The sequence below is a fragment of the Pseudoalteromonas sp. DY56-GL79 genome (assembly GCF_041414765.1).
GTDB classification, from domain to species: domain Bacteria; phylum Pseudomonadota; class Gammaproteobacteria; order Enterobacterales; family Alteromonadaceae; genus Pseudoalteromonas; species Pseudoalteromonas piscicida.
In genome coordinates this window covers 278,969-291,841 of record NZ_JANHZS010000001.1, presented here as the reverse complement: position 1 = coordinate 291,841, position 12,873 = coordinate 278,969, and the positions used below count along the sequence as shown (strand labels likewise).

Here is a 12,873-nt window from a genome sequence, read left to right as displayed (position 1 = left end):
AGATAATGACAGAAGAGAATAAAAAAACGATAAAAACGCAGCTGTTTCTGTGGCTTGGTCCCTTGGTAATGTTACTGATCTGTTTGGTTGAACCACCAACTGGCATGTCGGTTGAAGCATGGAGAACCGCAGGCTTAGCGTTTTGGCTAGCTTCTTGGTGGATAACCGAAGCTGTGCCTATTCCGGCGGCTTCGTTATTACCCTTGGTTATTTCGCCTCTAGTCGGGATTGCATCTATTAAAGCGGTTGCTGCACCGTTTGCGCATCCTTTGATTTATCTATTTCTGGGTGGATTTTTGCTCTCAATCGCCATGGAAAGGTGGGGGCTGCATAAACGCATCGCGCTGAATACCATGTTGTTCGCAGGCACTAAACCGAGTATACAGATCTTAGCGATGATGGGCGTGACAGCATTTTTATCTATGTGGATGTCAAACACGGCAACGGCGGTCATGATGTTACCGATTGCACTTTCGGTTATTCACTTGGTAAAAGAGCAGGGTGGAGATAGCCAAAGCTTTGCTAAAGCGCTATTACTTTCTATCGCTTATGGAGCCAGTATTGGAGGCATTGCAACTTTAATTGGTACGCCACCAAATGCGTTAATGGCTGCTTACTTATCCGACAGTTATCAAATTGAGATTGGCTTTGCCACTTGGATGATGATTGGTGTGCCTTTGTCTTTGGTGATGCTGGCATTTGCTTGGTTCTGGTTGACCAAAGTGACTTACAAGGTCGATAAAGAAGAAATTAATGTTGATACTAAGTCGTTATTTACTTCCCAATTAAAAGCACTCGGTGAAATGTCTCGTGCGGAGAAAGGGGTTTTTGCGGTATTTATTTTAGCGGCAGTGTGCTGGATCTTTAGACCGCTAATTGGTGATATTACGGGTCTTAAATTGTCAGATACTGGCATTGCAATTGCCGCTGCACTGTTACTATTTGTTCTTCCAGCCAAGTCGGGAAGTGACGAACGTATTTTAGATTGGGAAAGCGCAGCTAAGGTGCCTTGGGGTATTTTGCTATTATTTGGCGGTGGTTTATCACTAGCGGCACAGATCAAATCTTCAGGACTTGCCGATTACATTGCTAACTTACTTGCGGGCGCGGATGCCATGGGCTTAGTGCTTGGAGTACTAGTTGTTGCAGCACTTATTACGTTCTTAACGGAAATTACCAGCAATACCGCAACGGCTGCAGGCTTTTTACCTTTACTTGGCCCTGTCGCTGAATCAATCACGGGTTCTCCTTTAGCTTGGGTTATTCCTGCTGCAATCGCGGCCAGTTGCGCCTTTATGATGCCAGTTGCAACACCGCCAAATGCCATCGTATTTGGCTCGGGTGAGATCAAAATTAAAGACATGATCCGAGCAGGGTTTGTTTTGAACATAGTCGCGATAGGGTTAATTACAATTGTTACCTTGACTTTGGCAAGGAGCATACTAGGGTTTTAAAGTTGCCATTCTCCACAGGCTGTGTCCATCGAAAGGCAACTCGGTCATACGCAGCCTGCCTCCATAGTAATACCTAGTTTTTTGAAGATAGACCCGTTGTTTTTTCCTTGCTATATTCAAATTAGACATTAGCAGGACCTGATAATGATTGAAGATAATACCAGCACTTTAATAGCCACATTTACTCAGTTAAAAAGTCGCTTTAACCAAGATCCTTACCCCGCGCTTGAAAAGCGTTTACGTCTATTAACTGAAATAAAATCACGTATGTTGCAGCGGCAAGATCAATTAGTCGAGGCGGCAGATCGGGATTTTGGTACTCGGAGTCGATTCGATACCGTGATTGCAGACATCATGCCTTGCATCAATTCGATTGATTATATCGCGAAGCACCTGCGCAAATGGAGCAAAGTGCAGCATCGTTCACCCGGTGCGCAGTGGCTACCATCTAAGGCAAAAATTGAGATTGTGCCAAAAGGAGTCGTGGGCGTGATAGCCCCGTGGAATTATCCAATTCAGCTGGCGATTGTTCCCGTTATTACTGCCCTTGCCGCTGGAAACAAAGTTATGCTCAAATTGAGCGAGTTCACTCCTAAGGTGAATGCGGTGATAAGAGCCATTTTTAAAGGGTTGGACAATGAAGTGTGCGTCATTGAAGGTGGACCTGATATTGCCTCGACTTTTACTGAGCAGCCATTCGATCACTTGCTATTTACAGGTTCAACAGCAGTTGGCAAAAAGGTGATGGCGGCTGCGGCTAAAAATCTCACGCCAGTCACCTTAGAGTTAGGAGGAAAATCACCGGTTATTGTGCTTGATGACGCCGATATCAGCGCCGCTGCGATAAGTGTGTTAATGGGGAAGCTCTCTAATTCAGGTCAAATCTGTGTTGCACCAGATTATGTGTTAGTGCACGAAGAAAAATACGACGCATTTATTGCTGAGCTGAAACAGCACTACGAAAAAACATATAAAACAAAAGTAGGTGTAAAAAACCAAACTTCAATTATTAACGACAGACAGTTTCAGCGCTTAAACGACATTATTATTGATGCCAAAAGTAAAGGTGCGAGTGTATGGCAAGCTGAGCCAGCACGCGACAATCGTCAGCTACCTCTGCATATCATCACTCAGGTCAACAAAAGCATGAGGGTGATGCAAGAGGAGTTATTTGGAACGATTTTGCCCATCCTAAAAATAGCCAACGTAAATGATGCGATTAGCTATATTAGGGAGGACACCACACCACTTGCGAGTTATTTATTTACACAGTCTCAGGTTGCCATGAATAAAGTGTCAAAGGAGCTCGCAACGGGGACTCTAGCGATCAACGAAACCATAGTGCACGTGGTTGTTGAGTCTTTACCCTTTGGTGGCCTAGGTCACTCTGGCATGGGTCAATATCATGGCGAAGAAGGCTTTTATACCTTTAGCCATAAAAAGCCGATTCTCCAATCCAATAATACCAAATGGCGTAACAAGATGCTGCTTAGCCAATCGAAGCTGCTTACAAGGCCTTTAGAGTGGCTCTTTTTGAGGAAAAAGTAGCGTTAATGTGTTGAGCAAAGCGCCATTACATATAGAGATCCAATATACTTAAAGATAAGACTTAGCTTGAAATATCAGTGGTTATTTTAAGGGACTTCACTATATCAACAGGTAAAAAAGCTGATGCTAGAGAGAGTACTGGCTCAGCCCAATATTCAGGCTAACACGATACAGGATTACAGTTTCAGTCAGGAAGGAGTTCACATGAATACTAAGGTTAAGTTCACAGCTGGTCGTAATATCGCCATGAAGCTGCCGCCTCATCAGTACGAGGCAACTCTTCAGTTTTACCGAGATGTCATCGGCCTCAAAGAAATAACAGAGCATGCTCCATCAGTTGGCTTTGAGTTTGGCTCCAATAATCTCTGGCTCGACCGCGTACCAGGTATCAGCCAAGCCGAAACATGGCTCGAGATTGTTACCAATGATATTGCGGCAGCGTCAGAGCACCTCAAAGCTGCTGGCGTCGTACGCTGCGATGACATCGAGCCGTTACCTGAAGGATTTCAGGCATTCTGGGTATCAAGCCCTGCATCCATCATCCACCTTGTTTGCAAAGACTCGGAATCTTGGGAGTAATGACATCAAACAAGTGCGAATTTTCTCTGTTCAAACAAGCAACTCAATTTTAATTAATTTAGCTGCTTAACCGAGCTATGCCAGATAGCCGTAAAAATCTTTGATAGCAAACATATAGCAGTGAATTACGCAGTAATCCGTTATTCAGTTTAATCGCTGTGTAAAACAGTCGTACTGCTGTTAGTTTAGGTCTCTAGCATGCATTCGTTTAACGTTAATCTTTCGCTAATTAAGGCTAACGAGCACGTTACTGTGACGACATTTTAAGAGCAGAGATCCTCATCTAACGTTGGAAGATTGATTAAATTAAAACAGTTAATGACAAGCTGACATAAAACCTAGGCAATTAATGTTCATTGTTTTCGCTATTTAACTCCTCAATGTCTTGCTGGGCTGCGATTTTTTCACGCTCTGCTTTTGAAATATAACGGGGTTTGTTGCTTTTGTGGAGTTTAGCATTAGCACGCTTGTCTTTTTTCTTTAAGGTTTCGTAAATTTTCTTTTTGCGGTTCATTTTCACAGCTCATTATGAATGAAGTGCTAGTTTAGCTTAGTGTTAGCGGGTTCAACAATAATAAAAAGATTATCACAGTTAACAATGAGCATGACTGCTACCTAGGTGTGATGATACTGACCCAGTCTTAATAAGGAAAAATAATAAAGGCCTCGCAGGAGACCTTTATTATTTAACACTTTTATTAATCTAAGCTTAGATTATTTAGTACGTGTTTCTGCTACGTATTTACCGGCTTGAATTCGCTCGTAAATACTATTAGCGAGTTCTTTTGCTTGTTCGATTTGTGAAGGAGAAAGCTGTTTCTCGTCGAGCACTCGGCTCTTTGTGGCTTCAGCATAACCATTAAACTCCGCTAACGTATTCCATACGTACGAGCGTTCAATATTTTTCTCGACTCCTAAGCCCTGAAAATACATGAGTGCTAAATTAAACATGGCTAAGGTGTAGTTGTTTGCGGCGGCTTTTTCATACCAGTTAAGTGCGTGGCGGTAACTTTGTGGTACACCGTCACCGTTTGCATACATCAGCGCTACGTTAAATTGCGCAGCTGGCATGTTTTTGTTTGCCGCTCTGGTCATTAGCTCAACATATTTAGAGCGGTCCTTTTTAACGCCGCGACCTTCGTCATACATGACGGCTAGCGCAAACATTGCGTCGGCTTCACCCAGTTTAACGGCTTGTTGAAATAACTCTGCCGCTTTACGTGGATTTTTGACGACACCGTAGCCGCCTTCATACATTACACCGAGTTGATAAATGCCCGGAGCGTAGTTCATTTCAGCTAAATAATTGAATTCTTGTAGTGCTTCTTCGAACCTGCCTGCATTGAGTGCATCTATGCCTTCTTCCAATCCAGCTGTTGCCAAAGGTGCTTGGCTTAATAGTGCAATGGCGATACATGCTTTTGAAATCCTGCCTAACATCATAGACCTCCTTAAGGTAGCTATGCTAACTATGTTGTTAGTTATTCTAATGCCAGAAACACAGATTTACAAAATACAAATCTAAAATGGCAGATACTGCGTTAATATAAGGTAATAAAAACAAAAATTGAGGCAATGGGATGAAGAAATTAATAGCACTGGCGCTATGTTTACTGTGTTTGGCTGGATGTAGTCAAAGATTGGCTTACAACAACCTAGGATGGTTAGCGAGTTATTATATTTCCGATTATGTTGAGCTGACGGATGAGCAAGAGGAAAAGTTGGAGGCTGATGTAGAATCTTTGGTTGCGTGGCATCGGCAGTCAGAACTACCAAAATACAAATCTCATATCCAATCACTGTTGAAGCACTGGCAAACCATGACAGAGAGTGACATGGTGCATATGGTGTATACTACAAGAAACTATTGGTATTCCGTCGTTGAAGCCGTATATCCCAAGTTAGAAACACACCTAAATTCGCTCAACCGTGAACAGCGAGAAATGCTGATAGCCAACATAGAAAAAGAAATGTTGGACGATGACTGGGAGGAAGGAGATCAATTTAACCGCTATGAGCGTTGGCTTGGTGATTTGAGTGATAAACAAAAGGAGCTTATTAACGAATATTATGAGCAAGGCGAGTTTGCGCGTCAGGTTTGGCGTGCACATGAACAAAGGCGATTTAGCCAGTTTAAACAAGCTATGTTACTGAGCGGCACTGAGCAGGTTTCACCTGAGCTGTTGCAGCAAGCGATAGTTACTACACCCACAGCGCTGCCTGAGCGCATCCTAGATATTCAAGCAAGACGAATAAAAGAGTATGCAAGTCTCGCCTTTAAACTTAAAGACACCATGAGCGACAAACAAAGGAAACACTTTAAAGAAGAGCTCGAAGAGTTACTCGAGCTCTTGGAATCGTTGTAAAGATACCTAGCCAAGTAGCTTAATTCTGGTTGGCTTGTTTGGTTTTGCATACTCCAAACGATTAATACGTTTGGTACTGTGATAGCCGTCTAAACTGGAAATTGCAATACTATCTAGTGCCTCGATATCAATATAGCCGTCTTCGAGCAAAGCGCTTTCTTCAACGTGAAGCGTCTCAATTTCGCCTATTACCAGCTCGGTATCGTTGAGCTTGATGGTTTGGTGATCTTTGAGTGTAAGCCCGTATTTTAGTCTGCTTTCCTTGACGAAAGGAGCTGGAAAAGCATTTAAATACTCGGCGGTTAACCCCGTTTCCTCAAATTCAGATTGACTCTTTTCATATCTGGCTGAGGTTTGATGAGCTGCCATATAAATTTGAACATTGACTTGATTAATGGTGTATTTTTCAGTCGCTAAGATGTTTTCCAGTGTGTGCCTAGGTACGCTATGAGGCCTAAAAATCACACCTACGAGTGCCGGGTTGGCACCGAGGTGGAAAACGGAGCTGACGATAGACAAATTTTCTTGACCTGTTTCATCAACTGTTCCAATTAAGTTGGCGCTTTTGAAACCCGACAGCGAATTTATCATCAATGCGCGATAACGCTCGTCTAAGGTTTTAATATCGTCACTTGAGAAGTGTTTCATGATGTGTTCACCATTCAATTAATTTATTTTGCCAGTCAACATAGCTCACCGTACCATCGGGGTGGCTATTTGCGATGATCCCGCTAAGTTGATGTGCCACAAATTCCGGCGTGAAGAGTTTTTCGTCTGGGACATTGGCTTGAAAGGGTTTTGAAAGTGGCGTGTCAGTAGTGCCTGGATGGAACAAAATGAGCTTAATGTTTTTTGCTCGACGCGCAAGCTCGACTGCTGCAGTTTTAAACATCATATTAAGCGCAGACTTTGAACTGCGATAGCTGTACCAGCCGCCCATCCGGTTGTCACTGATGCTTCCAACACGGGCAGAGAGAGCCGTAACTACGCATGGCTGCTTACCTTTCAAGGCTGGCAATAAAGCTTGCAACCAAAGCATGGGGATCATGGTATTGATATTAAACAGCGCCATGCTGTATTCGAGATCAATTTCCTCAAGCTTTTTCTCTGGGAATTTATCAAACTCGTCATGGAGTAAGCCATTAAAAATAGTGACGCTCTTTACCGTTAAGCCCAACTCGAGAATACGGCTCGCAACTTGACGAATTTGTGCTTTAGAATAATCACACTGAAAATGCAGATTATTAGCTTGTTGAGCCGTTTTAGCTTGCCTAGACACCGAGATCACATTGACGTCGGGACTTTGTTCGGTTTGTGCTTTTACAAAGGCCTGGGCAATCGCTGAACTTGCACCAATCACTATAATGGCGAGGTTAGTCACGATTGCAGTCTCCACTATTTTGCATACCGCATTGATTTGGGTACAGAAGTTTAGAAATTTTCATTCTGTGCCTTGCAAAAAACAAGTAAACGCCGTCTGCAATTGTTCGGATGATGGGTAATCTCAATAACTTGATCCAGCGATGTTTGCCAACTTGACCCCAGGCCGCTGCGGTAACATCTAGTCCTACAATGAGCTTGCCTTGGCTATCATAACCGTGGAGTTTAGCCATAGCCGCTTCATGCTCTATCTCAGGAAACTCGGTAGAGAAGCGGCTATCGTGAATGTTCACTAAATCAATTTTATTGTGTTGATCGAAACGTTTAAGTTCATTCATTTCTCCTACACACAGCGGACAGTTACCATCGTAAAATACAATCATTCGCTCACTCGAATAATACTTATCTTTGTCATGTTATTACGTTAACGTCTTGAAAATAGATCGTTCGCAAATCAATTTATTCTCGGTATAGTGGAGTTCTAGTATCTTTTCATCAAGGAGATTGTATGACTGAGCAATACGCAAGCCTACGTAGTAATGTGAGCCTTTTGGGGCAGATGTTAGGGCAAATTATTCAACAAGCGCAGGGTCAAGAGACGCTAGATAAAGTTGAAGAAATTAGGCACCTAGCAAAATCCTCTAGAAGCGGTAATGATTCAGATAGGCAAGCGCTGATTGACACCTTACGTAGCCTAAGCGATGAAGCGCTACTTCCCGTTGCTCGCTCATTTAATCATTTCTTAAACCTGGCGAATGTCGCAGAACAATTCCACACCATTTCAAAATCGGGCTCTCCAGACGGCGTGATGATCGAAGTAGATAAGGCGCTTGATGAATTGCAAAGTAAAGTCGATGCTGGCGCGCTGACACTAAACGAAGTAGCAGATGTAATAAGCAAACTAAAAATCGATTTGGTGCTAACCGCTCACCCGACTGAAGTAACACGCAGAACCATCATCAATAAACACGTCGAGCTGAGTGAGTGTTTAAAAGTGCTTGAGGTGACTTCAGGTGAGGACCCTGTCTACGATGAGGTCATTGACCGTATTGAGCAGTTGATCTCACAAGCGTGGCACACTAGCGATATTAGAGAAAAGCGACCTACGCCACTGGATGAAGCAAAGTGGGGGTTCGCGGTTATCGAAAATAGTCTTTGGGAAGCCGTGCCTAAGTTTGTTCGGTATTTCAACGCCCAAGTGAAAACGCGATTAAACTTACAACTACCAGCCAATTTTAGTCCTATCCAGCTCACTTCTTGGATGGGTGGCGATAGAGACGGCAACCCGTTTGTTACTTCTCATGTGACGCAATCTGTGCTTGATCACGGCCGCTGGATGGCGCTTGACTTATATCGTCGCGATCTAGAAATCTTGGGTGCAGAACTTTCTATGAGTAATGCATCTGAAAGCTTTATAGCGCGAGCGGACGGTAGCAATGAACCTTATCGCCATGTATTAAAGCAAGTACGCGCCGAGGTAGAAGAAACCATTGCAGCATTGGAATATAAAATCAAAGGCACGCCCTCGCATTATCAAGACAAGATTAAACAGGTATCACAGATAAGAGAGCCACTAGAGGCGTGTTATCGCTCGCTGGTTGATTGTCGCATGGCTAATATTGCCGACGGTTTGTTGTTGGATGTATTAAGACGAATTGACTGTTTTGGCGTGTCTTTATGTAAGTTAGATATTCGCCAAGATTCCGCCAGACATACCGAAGTGTTTTCTGAATTAACACGCTATTTGGGTCTTGGTGATTATGCTCAGTGGCAAGAAGCAGACAAGCAAGCTTTCTTATTAACCGAGCTAAGCTCGAGACGACCGTTACTGCCACGTCATTGGCAACCTTCTTCCAATGTCCAAGAGGTGCTAGAGACATTTGCAACGATTGCGGATCAAGACCAAAACGCACTCGGCATTTACATTATCTCGATGGCGCAAAGTGCCTCTGATATTCTTGCCGTGCATTTATTACTCCAAGAAAGCGGGTGTAAATTCAACTTACCGGTAGCCCCGCTATTTGAAACACTGGATGATTTAAACAATGCGCAATCAGTGATCAGCGGGTTATTTGAGAACACTTGGTATAAAGGCACGATTGGTGCCAAGCAATATGTCATGATCGGCTATTCCGACTCAGCAAAAGACGCAGGAATGATGGCGGCAGGATGGGCGCAGTATGATGCAATGGAAAAGCTGGTTAATCTTGCTGATGCGAAGGGCGTTGAGCTGGTCCTTTTCCATGGCCGTGGAGGTACGATTGGTCGAGGGGGGGCGCCTGCTGCACAAGCGCTGAGATCTCAGCCTCCTGGTTCGCTAAAAAGTGGCTTGCGAGTGACCGAGCAAGGCGAAATGATCCGCTTTAAATTTGGTTTACCTAAAGTCGCGATGCAGAGCCTATCTATTTATACCAGCGCGATTTTACAAAGTAATTTGTTGCCACCTCCTCGACCTGAACCTAAATGGGTAGAGGTAATGGAGACGATAAGTGAAGCTTCCTGTAAAAAGTATCGCAGTATTGTTCGAGAGAATCCTGAGTTTGTGCCTTACTTTAGAATGGCAACGCCAGAGCAAGAGCTGTCTAAATTACCATTAGGCTCACGGCCTTCTAAACGTAATCCAAACGGTGGAGTAGAGAGTTTGAGGGCGATTCCATGGATTTTTGCATGGAGTCAAAATCGCTTGATGTTGCCTGCTTGGCTGGGGGCAAAAGAAGGTCTTGAAGCTGCCGTAGAAACGTTTGGTAAAGACATGCTGCAAGAAATGAGCGCAAAGTGGCCATTTTTTAGAACCCGTTTAGAAATGCTCGAAATGGTATTCTGTAAAGCCGATCTCTGGCTCAGCGAGATGTATGATGCAAGTTTAGTTAGTGATGACTATATAGGCCTAGGGGATGAATTAAGAGACAACTTGCAGCAAGCCATCGAGCTTATTCGCGGCCTTGCGCCAGAGTCATCGTTGTTGTCACAGCAACCTTGGATCAAAGAATCAATCGGGCTGAGAAACCCGTATACCGATCCTCTAAACTTGTTACAAATAGAACTGTTAAAGCGTGTGCGCGAAGAAACCAATCACGATTTGGAACTGGCACTTATGATCACGATGACAGGGATTGCGGCGGGAATGCGCAACACGGGTTAGTGCAACAATTTGAATAATCTATTTTTGTAAAATTTTACATTTATAAGCATAACAGCTACAAAACCAATCCCAATGGATTGGTTTTTTTATTTTGGTTGGTTTTTTATTAGTATATTTATTGACAGTAATTCTCATTGATTTAAAATGCGCGGCTGGTTTAACCAGTCGTTTTATTTGTTTTATTCAAGAATTGTCGATTGATGGGTCTACGATACATGCACAAAATTTCTACTAGCGTCACATTTGATGAGTGTAATGATCTGATTATGATGAAGGTCAGAGGCATTGCGAATGCAAACGATGTGGTCTCGGCATACGAGAAAGCCAATCTATATGCAAAAAAGCATAATAGTAGCAAAGTATTAGTGGATGTGAGTGAACTTGAACACCGCTTTGCGGCGATTGATATTGTGAACATAATGCCAAAAGTTGCGCATAATATTGGCAATTTGCATATTGCACGCGTTGTTGGTTTTGAAGGTTATATGCATGACCTTTTTCTACAAAAAATTAAGCGTTTTAATATCAGCGCTGAAAATTTTGAGTGTTTTAAATCTGCAAGAGAATGGTTGAGTCGGCTGTAACTCTTGCGTAAACTATCCTGCCATAGATAAACATGACAACAATATGGCAAAGATAGAACCATCAATAAAAAGTGCGTTAACGCAATACGCCATTGCCCATCGTGGAATATTTAGTTATTCCCAGCTAGCACAATATCAAAACCGTTTTCAATTATCTCGATCTGAGCTTGAGGCTGCTTTGCTTGACGTTGCGGCTGAGTTTGCTACGCCTCCTATTTCACAATTTTATGTTGGTGCCATTGCTTGGGATGATAAATCTCAACAAGCGTTTTTAGGCGCAAATTTAGAGTTCTCGCATCAGGCGCTTTCTTTGGTTGTTCATGCTGAGCAAGCGGCAATTAACAATGCGTGGTTAAATGGCGCAACTGAAATCTCTAAAATGACGATCAATGCCGCGCCCTGCGGATTTTGTCGCCAATTTATGAATGAGCTAAGCACCGCAAAGGAGCTTGAAATTTTATTGCCGACAGGCAAAACCTCGTTGTGTGATTTGCTGCCGACTTCGTTTGGTCCGGACGATCTGGGCAACAGTGAAAAACTCTTTTCTCAAGCGCAACATCTTGCTGCTCATGAAACATCGCCTGCATCAATCAGTGCGGCGCTTTATCGGCATTATCTGCACGCTTATTGCCCCTACACACACAATCAAAGTGCGGTGGAAATTAAACTAGACACTGGCGAGTGCTTTTATGGGCGTTATGCTGAAAATGCGGCTTACAACCCAAGCTTATCGCCATTACAAAGTGCACTAAGTCAATTAGCGATGTCGGGTAAAGTATTATCTGAGGTAAATGTAGTAGGGATCACTTTGCTAGAAAAGCAGGGCTGTGCTAACCAGTTGCAAGTAAGCTTAGCTGTTTTAAAGGCATACAATGCCGAGCACTTGCTTACACATATAGAGATTGAGTAACCACTCAATCTCTATGCTTAGCGCTATTATTTCGAAAGTAACAGTTCAGCTGCTTTTAATACTGCAGTGACGGCTTTCTTTTCAACAGCTTGATGGTCGACATTAGGGATTTCTTGGCGTGTTCTGTTTACCAAGACGCCGGCAAGACAAGCTGCCTTCAATCCAAGTGCTGCACACATGGTAAATAATGTCGCAGATTCCATCTCATAGTTCATCACATTAAGCTTTTGCCATTCTGCACACGAACCTTGATACGCCTTTCTGACGTAGCCTGAGTATGTGTCGTAACGTTCTTGCCCAGGGTAGAAAGTATCGCTAGACGCAGTGATCCCAACGTGATGAGTAATGCCCAACGATTCACAGGCTTGTACCATCGCTGAAGTGGTGTGGAAATCAGAAACCGCAGGAAACTCGATAGGCGCAAAATGCTGGCTAGCGCCATCTAAACGCACTGATGCCGTGCTCACCAAAATATCACCTTCATTGATATGTGGTTGAATAGCGCCAGTCGTACCTATGCGTAAAAAGGTAGTGATACCAAGCTGTGCTAATTCTTCAACTGCGATTGACGTTGATGGGCCGCCTATACCTGTTGAACAAATTACCACAGGACTTTTATTTAAAAAGCCAAGGTAAATATGAAATTCGCGAGTTTGTGCTAAGCAGACTGGAGAGTCAAGATATTCGGAAATGCGTTTTGAGCGCTCGGGATCACCCGGAACAATTGCCAGTGAAGCGCCTTGTAGGTCGGCTTTCGTAAGACCTAAGTGAAATACCTTTTCCATAGTAAACCTTAGTTATAATTAAAGCGTAATGTTTATAGTTAATGCCTATCAAGTACAGGACAGATGTCCTATTTAAGCGTGGCATGTTTAAATTATACCAACCGTATTAAGTAAATGCGTTATTT

General features: G+C 43.3%; 13 protein-coding genes. 7 read left to right on the top strand and 6 right to left on the bottom strand.

Going from position 1 to position 12,873, the window contains the following annotated elements:
• The first annotated feature begins 5 nt into the window (after positions 1–5).
• From NO992_RS01180 to NO992_RS01170, 3 genes are all read left to right on the top strand, one after another.
• Positions 6–1,454 carry an SLC13 family permease gene (locus NO992_RS01180; RefSeq protein WP_371373663.1) on the top strand — a complete coding sequence of 483 codons (1,449 nt, stop codon included), beginning with the start codon at positions 6–8 and terminating at the stop codon, positions 1,452–1,454.
• A gap of 144 nt (positions 1,455–1,598) precedes the next feature.
• A complete protein-coding gene (locus tag NO992_RS01175; protein WP_371373660.1) occupies positions 1,599–3,002 on the top strand; it encodes a coniferyl aldehyde dehydrogenase in 1,404 nt (467 codons plus the stop codon).
• A 204-nt stretch (positions 3,003–3,206) separates the two neighbouring features.
• The gene (locus NO992_RS01170) at positions 3,207–3,581 is read left to right on the top strand and encodes a hypothetical protein (protein WP_371373657.1); all 375 of its coding nucleotides are present in this window, start codon (positions 3,207–3,209) and stop codon (positions 3,579–3,581) included.
• Positions 3,582–3,927: 346 nt separating this feature from the next.
• Here NO992_RS01170 and NO992_RS01165 read toward each other — a convergent pair whose 3' ends face one another.
• Together NO992_RS01165 and NO992_RS01160 are read right to left on the bottom strand one after the other, a co-directional pair.
• Complete coding sequence (locus NO992_RS01165) at positions 3,928–4,095, bottom strand: DUF2986 domain-containing protein (RefSeq protein ID WP_253103598.1); 168 nt, start codon at positions 4,093–4,095, stop codon at positions 3,928–3,930.
• A 200-nt stretch (positions 4,096–4,295) separates the two neighbouring features.
• Entirely contained in the window at positions 4,296–5,021 is a 726-nt protein-coding gene (locus tag NO992_RS01160) for a tetratricopeptide repeat protein (protein WP_010373171.1), read from the bottom strand.
• A 140-nt stretch (positions 5,022–5,161) separates the two neighbouring features.
• On the opposite strand from NO992_RS01160, the gene NO992_RS01155 reads away from it, so the two are divergent.
• On the top strand, positions 5,162–5,947 hold the full coding sequence (locus NO992_RS01155) for a DUF6279 family lipoprotein (protein WP_010373168.1): 786 nt from the start codon (positions 5,162–5,164) through the stop codon (positions 5,945–5,947).
• 6 nt (positions 5,948–5,953) lie between these two features.
• Here NO992_RS01155 and NO992_RS01150 read toward each other — a convergent pair whose 3' ends face one another.
• Genes NO992_RS01150 through NO992_RS01140 form a run of 3 tightly spaced genes read right to left on the bottom strand, consistent with a single transcriptional unit; the run spans position 5,954 to position 7,710 of the window.
• Entirely contained in the window at positions 5,954–6,595 is a 642-nt protein-coding gene (locus tag NO992_RS01150; RefSeq protein ID WP_010373163.1) for a flavin reductase family protein, read from the bottom strand.
• A gap of 7 nt (positions 6,596–6,602) precedes the next feature.
• Positions 6,603–7,328 carry an SDR family NAD(P)-dependent oxidoreductase gene (locus tag NO992_RS01145; protein ID WP_371373654.1) on the bottom strand — a complete coding sequence of 242 codons (726 nt, stop codon included), beginning with the start codon at positions 7,326–7,328 and terminating at the stop codon, positions 6,603–6,605.
• A complete protein-coding gene (locus tag NO992_RS01140; RefSeq protein WP_371373651.1) occupies positions 7,321–7,710 on the bottom strand; it encodes a thiol-disulfide oxidoreductase DCC family protein in 390 nt (129 codons plus the stop codon). The genes NO992_RS01145 and NO992_RS01140 overlap by 8 nt, the downstream gene beginning before the upstream one ends.
• Before the next feature lie 125 nt (positions 7,711–7,835).
• On the opposite strand from NO992_RS01140, the gene ppc reads away from it, so the two are divergent.
• The 3 genes from ppc to cdd all read left to right on the top strand — a co-directional run bounded on the left by ppc (position 7,836) and on the right by cdd (position 11,963).
• Positions 7,836–10,469 (top strand): phosphoenolpyruvate carboxylase, encoded by a 2,634-nt coding sequence (gene ppc / locus NO992_RS01135; RefSeq protein WP_371373648.1) that lies wholly within the window; start codon positions 7,836–7,838, stop codon positions 10,467–10,469.
• 266 nt (positions 10,470–10,735) lie between these two features.
• Entirely contained in the window at positions 10,736–11,053 is a 318-nt protein-coding gene (locus tag NO992_RS01130) for a hypothetical protein (protein ID WP_232288019.1), read from the top strand.
• Between the two features lie 43 nt (positions 11,054–11,096).
• Positions 11,097–11,963 (top strand): cytidine deaminase, encoded by an 867-nt coding sequence (cdd, locus tag NO992_RS01125; RefSeq protein ID WP_371373645.1) that lies wholly within the window; start codon positions 11,097–11,099, stop codon positions 11,961–11,963.
• 26 nt (positions 11,964–11,989) lie between these two features.
• Here the strand turns inward: cdd and udp are convergent, their stop codons facing one another.
• Positions 11,990–12,748, bottom strand: coding sequence for a uridine phosphorylase (udp, locus tag NO992_RS01120; RefSeq protein ID WP_010373142.1), 759 nt, complete (start codon positions 12,746–12,748; stop codon positions 11,990–11,992).
• Positions 12,749–12,873: the final 125 nt, after the last annotated feature.

What these genes read in the sequence shown, in the direction of transcription:
- NO992_RS01180 (WP_371373663.1), top strand. Translation starts at nt 6, where the DNA reads ATGACAGAAGAGAATAAAAAAACGATAAAAACGCAGCTGTTTCTGTGG.
- NO992_RS01175 (WP_371373660.1), top strand. Translation starts at nt 1,599, where the DNA reads ATGATTGAAGATAATACCAGCACTTTAATAGCCACATTTACTCAGTTA.
- NO992_RS01170 (WP_371373657.1), top strand. Translation starts at nt 3,207, where the DNA reads ATGAATACTAAGGTTAAGTTCACAGCTGGTCGTAATATCGCCATGAAG.
- NO992_RS01165 (WP_253103598.1), bottom strand. Translation starts at nt 4,095, where the DNA reads ATGAACCGCAAAAAGAAAATTTACGAAACCTTAAAGAAAAAAGACAAG.
- NO992_RS01160 (WP_010373171.1), bottom strand. Translation starts at nt 5,021, where the DNA reads ATGTTAGGCAGGATTTCAAAAGCATGTATCGCCATTGCACTATTAAGC.
- NO992_RS01155 (WP_010373168.1), top strand. Translation starts at nt 5,162, where the DNA reads ATGAAGAAATTAATAGCACTGGCGCTATGTTTACTGTGTTTGGCTGGA.
- NO992_RS01150 (WP_010373163.1), bottom strand. Translation starts at nt 6,595, where the DNA reads ATGAAACACTTCTCAAGTGACGATATTAAAACCTTAGACGAGCGTTAT.
- NO992_RS01140 (WP_371373651.1), bottom strand. Translation starts at nt 7,710, where the DNA reads ATGATTGTATTTTACGATGGTAACTGTCCGCTGTGTGTAGGAGAAATG.
- ppc (WP_371373648.1), top strand. Translation starts at nt 7,836, where the DNA reads ATGACTGAGCAATACGCAAGCCTACGTAGTAATGTGAGCCTTTTGGGG.
- NO992_RS01130 (WP_232288019.1), top strand. Translation starts at nt 10,736, where the DNA reads ATGATGAAGGTCAGAGGCATTGCGAATGCAAACGATGTGGTCTCGGCA.
- cdd (WP_371373645.1), top strand. Translation starts at nt 11,097, where the DNA reads ATGGCAAAGATAGAACCATCAATAAAAAGTGCGTTAACGCAATACGCC.
- udp (WP_010373142.1), bottom strand. Translation starts at nt 12,748, where the DNA reads ATGGAAAAGGTATTTCACTTAGGTCTTACGAAAGCCGACCTACAAGGC.